Source organism: Schaalia sp. ZJ405, assembly GCF_011038885.2.
In the GTDB taxonomy this organism is placed as follows: Bacteria; Actinomycetota; Actinomycetes; order Actinomycetales; family Actinomycetaceae; genus Pauljensenia.
Genome location: NZ_CP064952.1, coordinates 758,864 through 777,491 on the forward strand (window position 1 = coordinate 758,864; position 18,628 = coordinate 777,491).

At 59.1% G+C, this 18,628-nt stretch carries 16 protein-coding genes; all 16 read left to right on the forward strand.

Annotation, left to right across the window (positions count from 1 at the left end; genetic code table 11):
• Nucleotides 1-3: 3 nt before the first annotated feature.
• The 16 genes from rbfA (at nt 4) to G7Y41_RS03185 (ending at nt 18,596) form a co-directional block, all read left to right on the forward strand.
• Nucleotides 4-471 carry a 30S ribosome-binding factor RbfA gene (gene rbfA / locus G7Y41_RS03110; protein WP_165315234.1) on the forward strand — a complete coding sequence of 156 codons (468 nt, stop codon included), beginning with the start codon at nt 4-6 and terminating at the stop codon, nt 469-471.
• 127 nt (nt 472-598) lie between these two features.
• On the forward strand, nt 599-1,774 hold the full coding sequence (locus G7Y41_RS03115) for a tRNA pseudouridine synthase B (RefSeq protein WP_165315233.1): 1,176 nt from the start codon (nt 599-601) through the stop codon (nt 1,772-1,774).
• Between the two features lie 23 nt (nt 1,775-1,797).
• Nucleotides 1,798-2,787 carry a bifunctional riboflavin kinase/FAD synthetase gene (locus tag G7Y41_RS03120; RefSeq protein ID WP_165315232.1) on the forward strand — a complete coding sequence of 330 codons (990 nt, stop codon included), beginning with the start codon at nt 1,798-1,800 and terminating at the stop codon, nt 2,785-2,787.
• A 162-nt stretch (nt 2,788-2,949) separates the two neighbouring features.
• Nucleotides 2,950-3,219, forward strand: a complete 270-nt coding sequence (gene rpsO / locus G7Y41_RS03125; RefSeq protein WP_165218419.1) for a 30S ribosomal protein S15 — start codon at nt 2,950-2,952, stop codon at nt 3,217-3,219.
• Between the two features lie 442 nt (nt 3,220-3,661).
• Nucleotides 3,662-6,064, forward strand: coding sequence for a polyribonucleotide nucleotidyltransferase (locus tag G7Y41_RS03130; RefSeq protein ID WP_165315231.1), 2,403 nt, complete (start codon nt 3,662-3,664; stop codon nt 6,062-6,064).
• Between the two features lie 365 nt (nt 6,065-6,429).
• Nucleotides 6,430-7,101 carry a hypothetical protein gene (locus G7Y41_RS03135; RefSeq protein ID WP_165315230.1) on the forward strand — a complete coding sequence of 224 codons (672 nt, stop codon included), beginning with the start codon at nt 6,430-6,432 and terminating at the stop codon, nt 7,099-7,101.
• Nucleotides 7,102-7,197: 96 nt separating this feature from the next.
• Nucleotides 7,198-8,511 (forward strand): M16 family metallopeptidase, encoded by a 1,314-nt coding sequence (locus tag G7Y41_RS03140; RefSeq protein ID WP_165315229.1) that lies wholly within the window; start codon nt 7,198-7,200, stop codon nt 8,509-8,511.
• A gap of 136 nt (nt 8,512-8,647) precedes the next feature.
• Complete coding sequence (dapB, locus tag G7Y41_RS03145; RefSeq protein WP_165315228.1) at nt 8,648-9,388, forward strand: 4-hydroxy-tetrahydrodipicolinate reductase; 741 nt, start codon at nt 8,648-8,650, stop codon at nt 9,386-9,388.
• A complete protein-coding gene (locus G7Y41_RS03150) occupies nt 9,385-10,104 on the forward strand; it encodes a GNAT family N-acetyltransferase (RefSeq protein WP_165315227.1) in 720 nt (239 codons plus the stop codon). The genes dapB and G7Y41_RS03150 overlap by 4 nt, the downstream gene beginning before the upstream one ends.
• A gap of 61 nt (nt 10,105-10,165) precedes the next feature.
• A complete protein-coding gene (gene dapA, locus G7Y41_RS03155; RefSeq protein WP_165315226.1) occupies nt 10,166-11,062 on the forward strand; it encodes a 4-hydroxy-tetrahydrodipicolinate synthase in 897 nt (298 codons plus the stop codon).
• Between the two features lie 75 nt (nt 11,063-11,137).
• Nucleotides 11,138-12,829: a ribonuclease J gene (locus G7Y41_RS03160; protein WP_165218403.1), complete on the forward strand. Its 1,692-nt coding sequence runs from the start codon at nt 11,138-11,140 to the stop codon at nt 12,827-12,829.
• Between the two features lie 28 nt (nt 12,830-12,857).
• Nucleotides 12,858-13,802 (forward strand): PfkB family carbohydrate kinase, encoded by a 945-nt coding sequence (locus G7Y41_RS03165; RefSeq protein WP_196819540.1) that lies wholly within the window; start codon nt 12,858-12,860, stop codon nt 13,800-13,802.
• Between the two features lie 69 nt (nt 13,803-13,871).
• Nucleotides 13,872-16,847 carry a DNA translocase FtsK gene (locus G7Y41_RS03170; protein WP_165315225.1) on the forward strand — a complete coding sequence of 992 codons (2,976 nt, stop codon included), beginning with the start codon at nt 13,872-13,874 and terminating at the stop codon, nt 16,845-16,847.
• A 12-nt stretch (nt 16,848-16,859) separates the two neighbouring features.
• The gene (gene pgsA, locus G7Y41_RS03175; protein ID WP_165315224.1) at nt 16,860-17,825 is read left to right on the forward strand and encodes a CDP-diacylglycerol--glycerol-3-phosphate 3-phosphatidyltransferase; all 966 of its coding nucleotides are present in this window, start codon (nt 16,860-16,862) and stop codon (nt 17,823-17,825) included.
• Between the two features lie 220 nt (nt 17,826-18,045).
• Nucleotides 18,046-18,360 carry a helix-turn-helix domain-containing protein gene (locus G7Y41_RS03180; protein ID WP_165218397.1) on the forward strand — a complete coding sequence of 105 codons (315 nt, stop codon included), beginning with the start codon at nt 18,046-18,048 and terminating at the stop codon, nt 18,358-18,360.
• Nucleotides 18,361-18,362: 2 nt separating this feature from the next.
• Nucleotides 18,363-18,596, forward strand: a complete 234-nt coding sequence (locus tag G7Y41_RS03185) for a DUF3046 domain-containing protein (protein ID WP_165315223.1) — start codon at nt 18,363-18,365, stop codon at nt 18,594-18,596.
• The last annotated feature ends 32 nt before the right edge of the window (nt 18,597-18,628 follow it).

Below are 18,628 nucleotides of genomic sequence, written 5' to 3' on the forward strand. Positions count from 1 at the left end.
TTCATGGCTGACGCAGCTCGCCAACGCAAAGTTGAGGATCGGATTCACCAGACCGTCGCCAGCCTACTGGGGCGGCGCGTCAAGGATCCGCGCCTTGAGTTCGTGACGATCACGGATGTTCGCGTGACGGGGGATCTTCAGCATGCCTCTGTTTTCTACACCGTGTATGGGGACGAGGACGCGCGCGCCCGCGCAGCGCGGGCCTTCACCTCCGCAAATGGCATCATTCGTTCCGAAGTGGGGAAAGCTTTGGGGATTCGACTGACCCCGACGCTTGAGTTCATCCTCGATGCTCTTCCGGAAAGCGCTGCTGCGCTTGAGGACGCGTTGGCTGCCGCGAAAGCGCGTGACGAAGAAATCGCGCGTGCTGCGGTCGGAGCAACGTACGCCGGAGATGAGAACCCCTATCGTGAAAACGAGAATGACGAGGACGAGTTCGACGACGCTGCGGACCTGTCCGAGGAAGACTGAGTCTGTCGCGGCGACGAGCCTTGCGAGGGGTCAGACCGCTGGAGCTATTGGGACATCGGGGATTGCCCAGTAGTGGGCGGCGTGTTCCATCGACTGATCCGGTGAGTGAATTGAGGATTTGACGCACATGGCGAAACGCCCAGATCACCCATTCCCCGGCTTCCTTGTGATCGACAAGCCAGCCGGAATAACCAGCCATGACGTTGTATCGCGTATCCGAAGGATCGCCGGTACGCGCAAGGTCGGTCACGGGGGCACTCTTGACCCAATGGCAACGGGTGTGGTGATTCTCGGTATCGGCAAGGCAACGAAGCTGTTGACCTGGGTCAGTGGCGACTCAAAATCTTACGACGCAACGATTCGGCTGGGAATCGCCACATCAACTGATGATGCCGAGGGTGAAGTGACGGCGTCGCTGGGCTGTTCGTCACTGTATGCGCCAGCAGCCCCTCTGGAGGGGAATCAACGGACGCTTCCACGGTCGGCGGATGGGACTCACACGTCGGTTTCAGCAGGTAAATCCCACGTTGGTGCCCCTGATGGTGACCGTGAGCGTGAAAAGTCGGGCGTCGTCCTCGTTAATGGGCCAGACGGAGACACCGCAGAACTGACGGCAGTGATCGACGCGGCTCTTGAGCGGTTCCGCGGGGAGATTGAGCAGGTCCCGTCGTCTGTTTCAGCGATCAAGGTCAATGGGAAAAGAGCGTATGCGCGAGTGCGCTCCGGTGAGAACGTGGTGCTCGCAGCTCGTCCCGTGACGATTGACCGTTTCGATCTGACAGCGCCTCCCCGGGTGCTGACCGTGGACGGCGTGGACGTCATTGATCTTGATGTCACCGTTGATTGTTCAAGTGGAACGTATATTCGTGCGCTTGCTCGGGACTTGGGGGAGGCCTTGGGGGTTGGTGGACATCTGACGATGCTTCGTCGGACACGGATCGCTTCGATCACCCTTGATGATGCTCACACTCTCGACTCTCTTGAGGCAAGGTCGCAAAAAGCCCGTGAGTCTCAATCTGCGGGTGAAAAAACCGAGGGACAACACGCAGGAAACGGCACGTGGACGGGCTGCGCCGAGGCTCTCCCGATGATTCCTCTGGGTGAGGCTGCGCTCATAATGTTTCCCGAGCTGCGTATCACCGCTGACGAGGCACGGCGCTTTGCTCACGGCCAAGCCCCGACGGATCGCAGCGATGCGGGGGACACGGACAGCGGTATTCTTGCCGTTGTTTCACCTGAGAGCCAGGTGCTCGGGCTCGTCGAACGTCGTCGCGGAAAACTCCGGACACTGCTCGTGTTCTAGTGCCGGATACAAAGGAGACCACTGTGAAAATTTGGCGTTCGCTCAGCGAGGTTCCCGGCGACCAGAAAGCGGTTGTCACCATCGGGAACTTCGACGGGATGCATAACGGTCATAAGAAAGTCGTTGCAACCTGTGTGGATCGCGGACGTCGGCTCGGTGTTGACGCTGTTGCGGTCACCTTCGATCCGCATCCAATTCAGGTGCACTATCCCGAAGCGAATCTCCAGCTGATCTCTCCGTTGCAGGACCGGCTCGACGCGATGGCTGCGTGTGGCTTGGACGCCACCCTCGTTGCTCATTACGACGCCAGTGTCTACACGCTCAGCCCTGAGGAATTCGTTGTTGAGTTCCTTGTTGAGCGCCTCGGAGCCGTTGAGGTTGTTGTTGGTGAGGACTTCCATTTCGGTCAGGGAAACTCTGGAACCGTTGATACTCTGCGGGAGCTGGGACGCCTCTACCAGTTCGACGTCGTTATGGTCACAGACATTGAGTCACCGGAAGGGAGACGGTGGTCGTCGTCGTGGGTGCGCGAATTGCTTGCGGCCTCTGATGTCGGGGGAGCGGCTCGCGTCCTCGGTCGTCTTCACCGTATCCGCGGGACAGTTGAACATGGTTATAAACGAGGACGACAACTCGGCTTCCCCACGGCGAACCTTCAGTCAGATATTGAGGGAGTTGTCCCCGGCGACGGCGTGTATGCCGGCTGGTTGGTGCGAAGCGTCACGGGCACCCAGTCCGCGGAATTTCTTCCCGCGGCTATTTCAGTGGGAACTAATCCGCAGTTTGACGGCAAAGTACGCACGGTTGAGGCGCATGTCTTGGGACGAGCGGATCTGAATCTCTACGGTGAAAAAGTTGCCGTGATGTTCGTGTCGTTGATCCGCGAGATGCAAGCCTTTGATTCGCTTGACGATCTGCTTGCGCAGATGGATGAGGACCTGCGACGCACGGCTTTCGTTCTGGGTGTTGGCGTTTCGGGACGTGTCGACCCGGATTCGGTGACGGCGTCCTAATTCGTGCCCCATTCCACAAGGATGTGCACGTGAGAAGGGCCTCCTTGGTGAAGGCGTGAGCCCTTGGCGTGTTAGCCTAGAAAAGCCGTGAACCGGCCGCGGATCGGATGCTGAGGGGAACCGCCCTTTGGCCCCGCGCTACGAGACAACAAGGAGAAGCCTGTGCCGCTGAGCAAGGACGTCAAGGACAAGATCATCGCCGAATACGCCACCCATGAGGGCGACACCGGCTCCCCCGAGGTTCAGATCGCGCTGCTGACCCAGCGCATCAAGGATCTCACCGAGCACTTCAAGACCCACACGCACGATCACCACTCACGTCGTGGTCTGCTGCTGCTGGTCGGACGACGTCGTCGTCTCCTCGGCTACCTGGCCGACGTTGATATTGAGCGTTACCGTTCGCTCATTGAACGTCTGGGCCTGCGCCGCTGACCCTTCACCGGCCCGATCCCCACATCTGGGGGCGGGCCGGTTTCACTACGTTCGGGGACTTCACTGGCGCAACGCCACCGGTCCTCGACAATCAGTTCGGAAACTTTCCGAACGTCACAGCCGGGAATACACCCCGGAAAACACCGTGTGAAATCATCCGAGAGAATTCTTGGAGCAGCCATTTCACAGCACACCTCCGGCTTGCCCGGAGGACAAGAGAAAAACGCGTGCGAAAGCCAACGGTTTTCGACAGTGGTTCACGGACCGGACGCCGGTCATCCTCGTGGTGACCGAGATCTGCCGGGGGAGTGACGCATCAGCGCCCGCCCTCCGACACGCAGCGCTCGTTCGATGCCGTGGACTTCGATCGAAGGCCGAAGCGGAGCACGCATCCACTCGAGCCACACGGCTTGAGGAACATGATTCAAGGAGAGATGCCCCCATGATGGAAGGCTCTGACATCGTCGCAGCTGAGGCGATCATCGACAATGGTCGATTCGGCCAACGTACCGTCCGTTTTGAGACTGGACGCCTGGCCAAGCAAGCCGCGGGTTCCGCCCTGGCCTACCTGGACGACGAGACCACCGTTTTGTCGGCGACCACCGTTGGCAAGAACCCCAAAGACCAATTCGATTTCTTCCCGCTGACCGTTGACGTTGAAGAACGCGCATACGCTGCGGGACGTATCCCCGGATCTTTCTTCCGCCGCGAAGGCCGCGCCGGAACCGAAGCGATCCTCGCCGCGCGCCTCATCGACCGCCCGCTGCGCCCCGGCTTCGTCAAGGGCCTGCGCAATGAGGTTCAGGTCGTTGAAACTGTCCTGTCAATCCACCCCGACGACGCCTACGACGTCCTCGCAATCAATGCGGCGTCAATGTCCACGCAGATCGCTGGCCTGCCATTCTCCGGCCCGATCGGCGGCACCCGCCTCGCCCTCATTGATGGCCAGTGGGTTGCATTCCCGCGGTGGTCCGAGATGGAACGTTCCGTCTTCAACATCGTCGTTGCCGGACGTATTGTCACAGCCGAAGACGGCACCGAAGACGTCGCGATCATGATGGTCGAGGCCGGTGGTGGCCAGAACCAGTGGGATCTCATTCAAGCCGGTGCGACCGCTCCGACCGAGGATGTTGTTGCCGACGGTCTTGAAGCTGCTAAGCCATTCATTAAGGCCCTGTGCGAGGCCCAGATCAAGGTGGCTGAGAAAGCGTCGAAGGAAACCGCTGAGTTCCCGCTCTACCTGGACTACACGGATGAGCAGTACGCCGCCGTTGAAGAATACGTGGGTGACAAGCTGGCAAAGGCCCTGCTCACCGAAGGTAAGCTCGCTCGCGACGAAGCCTGTGACGCCGTGAAGAACGAGATGCTTGGTGCGCTCAGTGACCGGTTCCCCGAGGCCGAGAAAGAACTCAAAGCGGCTTTCCGTTCGCTGGAGAAGCAGACGATCCGTCAGCGCACCCTGCGCGAGGAAATCCGTATGGACGGACGCACTCCACGTCAGATTCGTTCACTCTTCGCCGAGGTTGAGGTCCTGCCTCGCGTCCACGGTTCCGCCCTGTTCCAGCGCGGCGAAACCCAGATCCTAGGCGTGACGACCTTGGCGATGCTGCGCATGGAGCAGCAGATCGACAACCTGTCACCGGTGAACTCAAAGCGCTACATGCATCAGTACAACTTTGCGCCTTTCTCAACGGGTGAGGTCGGTCGCGTGGGCTCCCCGAAGCGCCGCGAAATCGGTCACGGTGACTTGGCTGAACGCGCCCTGGTTCCCGTCCTGCCCTCACGCGAGGAGTTCCCCTACGCGATCCGTCAGGTCTCTGAAACTATGGGGTCCAACGGTTCATCGTCGATGGGGTCCGTGTGTGCATCCACGCTGTCGCTGCTTCAGGCGGGTGTGCCGCTGCGCGCCCCCGTCGCTGGCATCGCGATGGGTCTGATGACCGGCGAGGTCGACGGAGTGGAGAAGGCCGTGACCCTCACCGACATTCTTGGGGCCGAGGACGGCTTCGGCGATATGGACTTCAAGGTCGCCGGCACAACTGACTTCATCACCGCTCTTCAGCTGGATACAAAGCTTGACGGCATTGACTCTCAGGTTCTGCGCGGCGCGCTCGCTCAGGCCCGCGATGCTCGCCTGGCGATTCTTGATCTGATCAACAAAGCCATTGATGGTCCAGATGAGATGAGCCCGAATGCTCCTCGCATCATTACCGTCAAGGTCCCCGTTGACAAGATCGGCGAGGTCATCGGCCCGAAAGGCAAGATGATTAACCAGATCCAGGAAGACACGGGTGCTGAGGTCACTATCGAGGACGACGGCACCGTGTACATTGCGTCCTCCAACGGCGATGCCGCTGAAGCAGCACGCGCAATGGTTAACCAGATCGCGAACCCGCAGATGCCTGAGGTTGGGGAGCGCTTCGTTGGAACGGTTGTTAAGACCACCTCCTTCGGTGCGTTCATTTCGCTGACCCCCGGCAAGGATGGTCTGCTGCATATTTCGCAGGTTCGTCGCCTTGTCGGTGGCAAGCGCATTGAGTCAGTGGATGATGTCCTCCAGGTTGGCCAGCAGGTCGAGGTTGAGATTGCTGAGATCGGTGACCGCGGCAAACTCTCGCTGCACGCCGTGTTGGACGATGAGGCTTTGGCTGCTGAGGCTCAGGCCCAGGGTGAGCGTTCCGGTGACGAGGACGGTGAGCGTTCAGAGCGCGGTCCGCGCCGCGAGCGTCGCGATCGTTCGGAACGCCGCGAACGTCGTCCGCGTACACGTACCCGTCGCAGGCACACCGACGATGAATCAACTGACTCCGAGACCTCGAACTCGGTTGATTCCTCCCAGGAGTGAATGAACCCGACACTGATCCCACTGCGGGATGAGTGAAACTTGACGGGGGGTGCCCGGTGGCAAGAGCCACCGGGCACCCCCGTTTTTGGATGGTTTCCGTCACACCATATTTGTTGTCATATGATGTGCACTACTATGCGGGAGCATAGCTTCGGCACCGTTCGTGACTCGGAGGTTCTGATGAGCATGTCGGATATTCTCATCCTCAACTTTTGTTCACGATTGGATTCACGATGTGGTGGATATTTTCACTCATTCCTCGGATCGATGAGCGGCAATGGGACTCAATAGCCCTGAGTGTTGGGAACTGTTGATGATTCAGAGCCACATCGATCGTGGTCGAAGCGCTCATCAGGGATTTTTCTATGAGAAGACAGATTGAGAGACTCTTGATCGAGGGAGTAGATATGAGCAATACGTTCATGTTAGGTCGCGTCACTTCACTGTGCGCTTTGGCTGCGATGCTCCTGACAGCCTGCGGTATGTCATCTCCGAGCAATGGTTCACATCCCACGAATAGTGCAGAAACTGCACGATCGGATACGTCACCATATGCAGATGAATTTGATGAAGCGATGAAGAGTACAGACAATTCGTTCATTCGTTCCGCGCTGAGTGACTATGCGATCACTGACGCTGAATATGCTGAAGCAGTCGAGAATGAGGCTCGTTGTTTGCAGGATCATGGATTTGAGGTGCAGAAGGACCCCAACGGCAGGAACGGTATTCGGAGTCGATCAGACATATCTAACGATGAACAGATGAAACTCACTCAAGAATGTTCGGAACAGTCAGGTCTTGCGGAAATTGAACCGTTATATTGGGAAGTAAAAGCCAATCCACATCGTGTTGACTGGCGAGCCGCTGAGAGAGACTGTCTCGTGGAATTCGGTGTCCTCGAAAAAGGGACGACCGTTGAGGAAATGGATCGTTGGCTGAACTCTGGTGAAATTGAGCAGGTAAAAGATATTGCGTACGTGTGCTCCCAAGATCCACTGGGATATCTCGGCCTCAAAGAGAAACATCACAAGAAATAAGTGCAAGAGTGAACGCACTGAGAGAGATAGCGGGATATACCTGTCTTGCCTCATCGAGCTCGGCTCGGGCCGGGTGTTCACAGTAAGCTAGCGTGCATGACTCCTCCCATTGAACTGCCCCTGAATTCTGCTGATCAGTCCTTCGATGACGGTGAAACCCGAGTGGAGCGGACAATAACGTCGGCAGGAACACGGATTATCACGCAGACGGTCCCTGCCACAGCCTCGGTGGGGGTGAGCCTCTGGGTTCCGGTGGGGTCTCGGGATGAAACTCCGGTGAGGGCTGGGTCCACACATTTCCTTGAGCACCTCCTCTTCAAGGGCACACCGAAACGATCCGCCTTGGATATCGCGATTGCTTTCGACAGCGTTGGTGGTGAGTCGAACGCGGAAACTGCACGTGAACACACGGCCTACTGGGCGCGTGTCCTGGGTGAAGATCAGGACATGGCGATTCGTGTGCTCACCGACATGGTGGCAGATTCGCTTCTGCGGCCGGTGGACTTCAACATGGAACGCGGAGTGATCCTCGATGAACTTGCAATGTCTGAGGACTCACCGACAGGAGTGGTTCATGATGCCTTCCAACGGGCGGTCCACGGTGACACCCCCATCGGTTTGCCGGTCGGGGGAACCCCTGAGGCGATCCGTGAAGTTGACCGTGACGAGGTGTGGAACCATTACCGTGAGAACTACGGCCCAGATGCCCTCATCGTTGCGGTCACGGGCAAGGTCGAGCACGAACAGGTTGTTGAAATCGTTGACCAGGCGCTGAGGGAATCCTCGTGGAAGGAACTCCTTGGACGCCCACAGGCTCCCCGGGAGCGCCGCTCAACGACGCCGATGCCGATCCCCGCCCACGACAGAGAAATTGTCCGCGAGCGCGACGTTGAGCAAGCCCATCTCATCGTTGGCTGCGAAGGCCTCAAAGCCCTTGACGATGACGGCCCCGTCATGTCGGTGCTGCTGTCGGTTCTGGGTGGGTCGATGTCGTCACGTCTTTTCCAGGAGGTCCGCGAAAAGCGGGGCCTGGCGTACACGACGTACGCGTTTGAGACGTCGTATTCGGATGCGGGAACATTCGGCATGTACGCGGGGACTTCCCCGGATCGCCTCGACGAGGTTGAACGTATTATGCTCGCTCAGCTTGAGGACCTCGCGTCCACCGGTCCCAGTGAGGATGAGCTTGCGCGCGTGCGTGGTCAGGTGCGTGGGGGAGTGGCCCTTGGTCTTGAAGACAACTGGTCTCGGATGATGCGGCTTGGCCGCGCGGAAATTAACGGCCGCTATCGCACGGTTGAGGAAACCCTGGAAGCCATCAACGCGGTGACGACTCAGCAGGTGCGGGACTTGGCGTCCGTCCTCGTTAATAAGCCACGTTCGCGTGCGGTGGTTCTGCCGAAGAAATAGGGACGAGGACGAGGTGGCGCGCGGTGCCCACGTGAGGCCAACGTTCCACATCGGGGACGCTTGGCCGACGGGACCTGCACGTGGGAGACACTGGGAGAAGAACACGAGCGCGAAACAGGCGCGGAAAGTAGGCAGCATGATTTCGGTGGCAGTGACCGGCGCGAAGGGACGTATGGGATCGACAGTTGTCGGTGCCGTGGAAGCAGCGGATGACATGCGTGTCGTCGCTCAGCTGGATGCGGGGGACACGATCTGCCCGGAGTCTTTGGGGGGAGCGGACGTGGCCGTGGATTTTTCGACGCCCGCAGTCACCGAAGCAAATGTTCACGCGTTGCTTGACGCCGGTGTCCACGTGGTTGTTGGGACAACCGGGTGGACTGCTCAATCGTATGAGCGGGTACGTGAGCATGCTGAGCGCGCTGGGCGCAGCGTCCTCATTGCGCCGAACTTCGCGATGTCAGCGGTCTTGGCAATGAAGTTCGCGCAGCTGGCGGCCCCCTATTTTGAGTCCGCTGAAATCATCGAGATGCATCACCCGAACAAAGTGGACGCTCCCTCTGGCACCGCGATCGCCACAGCCAAAGGGATCGCGGCTGCGCGGCACAACGCGGGCTCAGGAGCTGTCCCCGATGCCACCGAAACAGACCCTGAGGGTGCTCGCGGGGCTCGGATCGACGGTATTCCCGTGCACGCCGTGCGGTTGCGTGGGTTGACGGCGTCGGAAGAAATTCTCCTGGGAAACGAGGGCGAGCAGCTGGTGATTCGCACGGATTCCTTCGATCGTGTGTCTTTCATGCCCGGGGTGCTTCTGGGGATCCGGCGTGTTGGCGAACGTCCCGGCTTGACCGTCGGCCTCGACAAGGTCATGGAACTATGACGGACCGGGAACAGTCACGCGGAGACGACAGTCATTCCCGCGGCCACGAGGGTCAGCCGAAACCGGGAGCTGACCGGAGTGTACGCCCGGCGGTTAAAGGTGACGCGCACGCCATTGCGCGTATCCAATTCGCTGAACTTGCCGAGGTCTTCCGCGTAACCCGAGGGAGGGCACCCGGTGATGCGCAGCGCAACGCGCTCATTGACGCATGGGGAGCAGCTCTTGAGGTGCCCACACCCCCGGGGGTTCGACTGCTCGTTGCATTGCACGGACAGGGGATCGCGGGCTTTGCCTTTGCGGTCCCTGCGCCCCCGGTTGAGGTGGATGGGGAACGCCTGGATGCGGGAACTGAGATCGCTGAACTCAGTGTTGACGCGGATTTCCGGCGCTCGGGTCACGGGTCACGTCTGCTCCACGCCCTCGCTGACACGTCTCACACCCCGAACCTGCGGGTATGGATCGGCGTAGACGATGAAGCTCGGCAACGGTTCTATCGTTCCTCGGGGTTCGCCCCGGCCGGTCTTCGACGTGTTCTCGAACTTGCTGACGAAGACCCAGCGGGTCATGCCAGCGATTCGGCTGAAACAACGGGCAACGCTGATGCTCAGGCGCAACGCAAAGACAATGAATCGGCGAATCCGCCTGAGTCAAAGACCCTGACACAGCATCTGTGGTGGGCACAGAATCCGAAGTTTTCGGCCAATCCCTCTGTGTAGAGGGCGCTCACCGAGTGAACGATTCTTCCGCTTGCGTCAGGGAGACTCTATGCTGTGGTCCATGAGTCACATTCCTGCACGCGCATTCGGTTCACTCGCCACGGCGATGGTCACGCCATTCACAGCGGATACATCAATCGACCTCGATTCCGCTGAACGTCTGGCCCGAAAACTCGTTGATGACGGCTCTGACACTATTCTCCTGTCGGGAACAACGGGAGAATCACCAACCACTCATCAGCCAGAAAAAAACGACCTCACGCGGGTCGTGAAAGAAGCTGTTGGGGATCGAGCATTCATCCTGTGCGGCGCATGCTCAAATGACACCGCCCATGCGGTCCGTATTGCCCAGGGCGCTCAGGAATGCGGGGCTGACGGACTGCTCGTTGTCTCGCCGTACTACAACCGGCCATCACAGCGCGGTTTGCTCGCTCATGTTCGCGCTATCGCCGATGCTACTGATTTACCGATCATGCTCTACGACATTCCTGGTCGCACGGGCCTGGCCTTTTCGGATGAGACTCTCGACACATTGGCTGAGCATCCGCGGATCAGTGCGGTCAAAGACGCAACCGGAAACGTCGAACAAGGGGTTGAGCGAATGCACCGGACCGGCCTCGAATACTATTCGGGCGACGACGGGCTGAACTTCGCGTGGATGACCGGGGGAGCTTCCGGTTTCGTTTCCGTGGTCTCCCACGTTGCCTCCGCCCACTATCGGAAAATCATTAACCTTCTCGACGACGATCATGTGTGGGAAGCCCGCGAACTGGCGTACTCACTGCGTCCCCTTGTTGCGGCAATCATGGGGACAGGTCAAGGGGCTGTTCTTGCAAAATATGCGCTCTACCTGCAAGGCGTAATCGACACGCCAACGGTACGTTTGCCCCTCGTTGGCCCCAGCGAGGAAGAAATCACGCGCCTGACCGAGGTGATGACGCGCTTCGATCTCATCTGAGAGATTCGTGGGAAGAGAATTCCCCGGTAATCTCGCTGGCGACGAGTCGAGCACAGAACATGGCACACTTAAGCCATGAAGCCTCTGTACGAGAACCTCTCCGAACCCGCACCACTTGACGACGGTGCAATCCGAATCATCCCCCTTGGCGGTCTGGGCGAAGTTGGCCGCAACATGAACGTCCTGGAATACTCCGGGAAACTCCTCATCATCGACTGTGGTGTCCTCTTCCCCGAGGAAACCCAACCCGGCGTTGACCTGATCCTCCCAGACTTTTCATGGATCGAAGATCGCATGGACGACGTGGTGGGTATGGTCCTCACCCACGGGCACGAGGACCACATCGGTGCTGTGCCGTACCTACTTAAACTTCGCAGCGACATTCCGATCTACGGATCGGACCTGACTCTGGCGTTCGTTGAACCAAAGGTTAAAGAACATCGCCTCCCCGCCGCCGACCTCAACGTTGTCAGTGAAGGTGATCGGCTCAACGTTGGTCCCTTTGATCTCGAATTCGTTGCTGTCACGCACTCGATTCCCGATGCGCTCGCGGTTTTCGTTCGCACCACAGCGGGAAAGATCCTCGTCACCGGTGATTTCAAGATGGATCAGCTTCCCCTGGATCACCGGTTGACTGACCTGCGTTCCTTCGCGAGATTCGGTGAGGAAGGAGTCGACCTCTTCATGGTTGACTCCACAAACGCTGAAGTCCCCGGTTTTATTGCGCCAGAACGGGAGATCGGGCCCGTCCTCGATCAGGTTTTCGCTGAAGCCACAGGCCAAATCGTTGTTGCATCCTTTGCCTCCCACGTCCACCGTGTCCAACAGGTCATCGCCGCGGCTGCACGTCGGAACCGCAAGATCGCCCTCGTTGGACGGTCAATGGAACGCAACATGAGGATCGCCGAAGAAAAGGGGTACCTGACGATTCCCGAGGGTGTCATTGTTGACCAACGCGAGATCGACCAGATCCCTCGTGAGCAGCGCGTCTACATGGCAACCGGATCACAGGGTGAGCCAATGGCTGCGCTGTCACGCATGTCCGTGGGGTCCCACCGCTTAGTGACCATTGAACCGGGAGACACGGTTGTCTTCGCGTCCTCGCTCATTCCGGGGAACGAAAATTCGGTCTACCGCGTGATCAACGATCTGATGCGTCTGGGGGCTCGCGTTGTTCACCAGGCGAATGCGAAGGTCCACGTGTCAGGTCACGCGTCGGCGGGCGAACTAATCTACTGCTACAACATCATTCAACCGACCAACGTCATGCCCATCCACGGCGAGGTCCGTCACCTCATCGCCAACGGACAGCTGGCTGTCAAGACGGGGATTGCTCCGCAAAACGTCGTCCTCGCCGAGGACGGGGTCTGTGTTGACCTCAAAGACGGGGTCGCCCGAGTTTCCGGTGCGGTGCCGTGTGAATACGTGTACGTTGACGGCCGCTCAATTGGAGAGATTTCCGAGGACGAACTTCAAGCTCGTCGCACCCTCGGATCGGAAGGGTTCATCAGCGTTTTCGCTGTTGTTGAGCGTGACACGGGCATGGTTCTTGCGGGCCCAACGATTAAGTCCATCGGAATGGCCGAGGACGAGTCGGTTTTCGACGAAATCCTTCCCGACGTTGAGGCAGCTCTCAAGGACGCAGCAGCTCCTGGCAAACAGGACCCGTACCTTCTTCAGCAGGCGATGCGCCGCACTCTTGGTCGCTGGGTTGCTCGGCGTCTGCGTCGCCGCCCGATGATTGTCCCGGTTGTCACCGAGCAGTGAACCCATACGAACGAGGGGAGTGAACCCGATGACGGGTCGTTTCATTTCGACGCATTCGGTAGCGTTGGTCCTGCCGATGCGCATCTCCAGGATTCCCGCGCGAGGGAATTCGGTTCACGCTGACGCGTCCAGCTCGCGTCCCGGTGGGGGTTTTACAACGCTATCGGTGGCTGCATCCCTGGGTGTGCCCACGGCGCTGGCATCTCCGCTGGGAACGGGTCCGAACGCGTACACGGTGCGTCAGCAACTCCTTGACGCAGGGGTTGAAGTTCTCACGCAGGAGCTCGTTGGTGATATCGGTGTGGTGATTCAGCTCATCGAAGAGGACGGCATTATGACGTCCGTTGTCACCGCCGGTGTTGAATCGGAACCGTCACGAGTTGTTCTTGACAGTCTCGTTCTTCGGCCCGGTGATCTCATCCACATTGCTGCATCTGACCTGACCAGCCCACATTCCGCGAAGGTACTTGCCGGGTGGGGAGCCGCTCTGCCTCCCTCAGTGACCCTGGTGGTGTCCGTGTCTCCGGCGGTTGAGCAGGTGCCCGTTGAAGCATGGAAGCTGCTGTTGGGGCGCGCTGACATCGTGACGATGAATGTTCGTCAATCCGCGGCCCTGTCGGCGATCCTCGCTCAGAACGAGGCGGGGGTGGGAGTCCGTCACCTCATGCGTCCCGAAGCCGCACTCGTTCGGAGAATGGGAGCGCACGGTTGTGAACTGCAACGACATGTCGACGACCCCATGCGCGAGATTCCTGCCTACGACGCCGACATTGCCGACACCGCCGGAGTGGGTGACACACACATCGCGGTGATGTGTGCTGGCCTACTCAAGGGAATGGAGTTGGCCGATGCGTGCCAGATGGCGAATGCCGCATCAGCGATTGCGATTTCTCATGAGTCGGCGCTGCCTGTCCCGACGCAGGAGGAGATTGAACGTGTCATGGAAACGGGAACTTCACGCGGCCTGCGGTGAAGCTCTCGGGGGAGTAAACGGCGAGTCTGTTCGGTGATGGCCTCACCGGCGGGTAGCGTCTGAATCATCATGGCATCACAGTCTCAAGGCACGTCTCGCGCATCATCACCGAAACGACGCTCCGGTGGAGGGGCATCGCGGACCACCGCGTCTGCGACCCCGGAAGACCAGGAGAAAAAGCAGGGGATGCTCGCCCGGATATTCTCCGGTATCGGGCGGGCTTTCGTGTCGATGGCGCACTCATGGAGAGACGCGGATCCGCAGCTCAAACGCGATGCCGTCGCTTTCATCATCATCGCCGCCGCGATCCTCATCGCCCTGCGCGAATGGTTCCAGATTTCCGGGCAAGCCGGCAGCCTGATCCACCATATGTCTGCCGGCGTTGTCGGAATTTTCTCCGTGGTTCTGCCGCTGGCACTCATCGGACTAGCCGTTGAACTCATCTGCGCACGATCGGGAAGCCATGCGCTCCCGCATCATATTGCCGGTGGACTTGGATGCATTGTGGCGCTCACAGGACTTGTTCACGTCAGTCAAGGCAACCCCGCGATCACTCCCTTCGTCAATATCGAGGCCGCCGGTGGGGTGATCGGGTGGTTCGTTGCCCGGCCCCTGACAAACCTCCTGTCAGCGTGGGGCTCGGTGTCCATCCTCGTCCTCCTTCTCCTGTACTCAGTTCTTCTGGCCACGCAAACACGTGTCGCAGATATTCCTTCTCGGGTGAAGGCACTGATCCGCCGACTCACCCGCTCAGAAAACGACGGGGAACATGTTGAGGAAGACCCGCAGCGGGCGGCCCGTCAGCGTGCCCGCCGCGACCTTGCTGCCGGTGACGATCCTTTCCTTGATGAATACGACGGAGATGAGTCGTTCCGCACCGCGCATGAGACAACACCCGCTCCTGAAGCAACGACGGTCCTCGATACTCACGCTGATGAGGAATCCCCAGGGAAGAACGCCGCCTCGTCCTCGTCCCCCCAACAGGCCAGCCAGAGTGCCACCGGAGCCACCCCAGCGGTGTCGACCGACGCGCCAACTGAGGCGCTGACGCAGGTGCCTACGCCGGCTGGACATGCCCTCCCGGGTGACCAGTCATCTCCCGGAGCACCTCCCGTGTCGGATCCGCCGGCGGGGGACTCGTTCCAACCTCAACTTGATGAGGCAATCTCCTACTCTCTTCCCCAAGCCGATCTTCTCATCGCTGGCCCTCCGCACAAGACCCGGTCGGCCGTTAACGACCAGGTTGTTCGTGCGTTGGCACAGGTCTTTGCGGACTTCAATGTCGACGCACAGGTCACAGGATTCTCACGCGGCCCAACGGTGACACGCTACGAAGTGATCCTCGGTGCCGGCGTGAAAGTGGACAAACTGACGAACCTCTCGAAGAACATCGCCTACGCCGTGGCATCAGCGGACGTGCGGATCCTCGCCCCGATTCCCGGAAAATCAGCGATCGGCATCGAAATCCCCAACGCTGACCGTGAGAACGTTGCCCTCGGCGACGTCCTACGTTCCGGCGCGGCCAAACGCAATGAACATCCCCTCGTAGTTGGCGTCGGTAAAGACGTTGAAGGCGGCTACGTTGTGACGAACCTGGCGAAGACCCCGCACCTGTTAGTTGCGGGTCAAACCGGTTCGGGTAAATCCTCGTTCATTAACTCGATGATTACGTCGATCATGATGCGGGCAACACCGCAGCAGGTCCGGATGATCCTCGTTGACCCCAAGCGCGTTGAATTGACGATCTACGAAGGGATCCCGCACCTGATCTCGCCGATCATCACGGACCCGAAGAAGGCCGCCGAAGCTCTCGAATGGGTGGTCAAGGAGATGGACGCCCGGTATAACGACCTGTCGGACTACGGCTTTAAGCATATTGACGATTTCAACAAAGCTGTGTCCTCGGGGCAGGTCCAAGCAAAACCCGGGCTGAAAAGAACCCTGCACCCCTACCCGTACCTGCTCGTTGTTGTCGACGAATTAGCTGACATGATGATGGTGGCGCCCCGAGACGTTGAAGCGTCAATTCAGCGCATCACCCAGCTCGCGCGTGCTGCCGGTATCCACTTGGTGCTGGCAACGCAGCGCCCCTCCGTGGACGTCGTGACCGGCCTCATCAAAGCGAATATTCCGTCGCGTCTGGCCTTTGCCACGTCCTCGCTCACGGACTCACGGACCATCCTTGACCAGCCCGGTGCGGAGAAACTCATCGGCCAGGGTGACGCTCTCTACCTGCCTGCCGGCGCGTCCAAGCCGATGCGAGTTCAGGGAGCTTGGGTGAGTGAATCGGAAATCCATCAGGTTGTGTCGCACGTCAAGTCGCAGATGCAAGCTCATTATCGCGACGACGTTGTGCCTGAAACGAAGACCGTCAAAGTTGCCGAGGATATCGGCGATGACCTCGACGATCTTCTCCAAGCTGCGGAACTTGTTGTCTCCACGCAGCTGGGATCCACATCCATGCTTCAGCGTAAGCTGCGCGTCGGGTTCGCCCGAGCAGGACGCCTCATGGATCTCCTTGAATCCCGTGAGATCGTTGGCCCGTCGGAGGGATCGAAGGCCCGTCAGGTTCTTGTTCCGCCCGAGCGCCTGCCCGAGGTCCTCGCCCTCCTGCGAGGAGAAGCAACCTCTCTTGACGGCGCCGCCGAACAAGCTGGGAACGAGGCTTCATCCGATGGTGCGTACGAGGCGCAGGCCCACGTGATTTCCGCTGGCTCCACAGGGGACGAGGACGAGGCCGCACCTTCTCTTCAGGGCGCTCAGATGGACGTGCAGAACGATTCGGTTTCCCCTATGAATGTTCAAGGAACTACTGTGGGAGACCAACAGGTCCGAGACGATGACGGCAACGGAACCGGGGTTGATGTGCAAGTCGGCGGAGCTGCGGCTTTGGAGACTACCGCGTCCATGCGTGAGCGTGTGCAAGCGGAGGGAGACCCCTACGCCGGTCACGACTTCGGAGGGAATGCCCCCCAATGGGTCGATGACGAACCCGAAGAAGACGAGGACGCCTGGCAGTTAACCGGCAGATCAGCACACGAGTAGGAAGACCAATTGATGGATAACAATGTTTCACGAGTGGGCGAGTCGACGCAGCCGTCCGCGTTGAATGTTCCCAATGCGTTGACTGTGATCCGTCTGATCCTTGTGCCGGTGTTCCTGTGGCTGTGTTGGCGCGGCTACTTTGCCGACGATGCCACGTGGGCTGCTACGTGGTGGGCCTTCGGCGTGTTTGCCTTCGCGGCGGTCACTGACAAAGTTGACGGTTATATTGCGCGGTCACGCAACCTTGTGACCAACTTCGGGAAAATCGCCGATCCGATTGCTGACAAGGCGCTGACGCTCTCGGCATTCGTTGTCCTCTCGTTGATTGAAATACTGCCGTGGTGGTTCACTCTCCTCATTGCGATACGGGAGCTGGGAATTACCGTGTTGCGCTCCATTTTGCTCCGCCGTGGAATCGTGGTTGCGGCGTCGACGGGCGGCAAGCTCAAGACGGTGCTTCAGATGGGTGCGCTTGGCCTGCTGTTTATTCCGTGGTACCACCTGGCGTTGCTCTACCCCGGTGGTCTGACGTTCTTTACGGTGATGACCTACGCGGGCTTGGTTATCGCTGGCGTTGCTCTGGCAATCACTCTGTGGTCAGGTGCTGAATACCTGATCGCGGGAATCCGACTGTGGAAAGAAGCGGGGGAGTCGGGCGAGGCGGTTGACTCAGACGAGTCGGCTGAAGTAGAGGAAGTGGCTGGCGCTGAGGAGTTGGGCGACGTTGAGGAATTGGCTCCTACTGAGGCGTTGGATGATGCACAGGAATTGGCTCCTGCTGAGGAATTGTCTGGCGGAAGCGATCCGGCTGATCCAGAGGAGTCGCTTGAGTCTGTTGCGGATGAGGGGCCTTTCGTAGGCGCTGACACAGAAAGTGACGGAGAAGCTCAGGAAGCCGCCGAAGAGCCAGATGCTGCGGATGAAAATGAGCTTCCGTTCCTCACCCGGATGGAACGTCGCCGCAGGGAAGGCAGGTAGTCGTCCTCGTTCATTGATGACATCTATTGCAGGCACCCCTAAAAGTTGAGTCCGATACGCTCAAGTTTTTGGGGGTGTTTGCTATGTCATGGAATAGTGCGCGCAACCGCGTCGTTCCAACAGTATGACGACTCAAACCTTTCATCGTGGACCCGTTTCCACCATTTCATCACGTGAGTTCGGTGTGCGTAACAGCGTGCGTCCAAGCTACTCTCAGACTATGACAACAACACGCACACCGGTACCGCTCCTGCGCAATGAACTGGGAGATGTCTTGCGCAGGTTGCGTCAAAAGCAAGGTCGGACATTGCGTGAAGTGTCTTCGGAAGCTCAGGTGTCCCTTGGGTACCTGTCGGAAGTTGAACGTGGGCAGAAAGAAGCGTCTTCGGAACTCCTTGAGGCGATCGCGACGGCGCTCAACGTCCCGCTGTGGTTCGTGTTGCGTGAGGTCTCTGATCGCATGGCAATGATTGACGGCGTCGTTGTTCCCGACACTGTGCCTGATGATCTCGTTCCGGTTGCTCTGATCTCGTAATCGTGAAGATGTCAGAATTTTGGGAGGCTGTCGCCGACGTGTACGGCGACAGCCTCGGTCGTTCCTACGTGGCTGATCTCTATCTTCCACAGTTGCGTTCGACTGCATCCGAGGCCCTTGGGCGCGGAGAAAAACCACAAGTTGTCTGGGAAGCGCTTGTGAGTGAAACCGGACACGGTGACGACGCGCGGTGGATTCATCGAATTGATCCTAAAGAACGCGCGCGTCGAAGGTGACAACGTTCTGGGAATGAACGTATCTCGCAGAT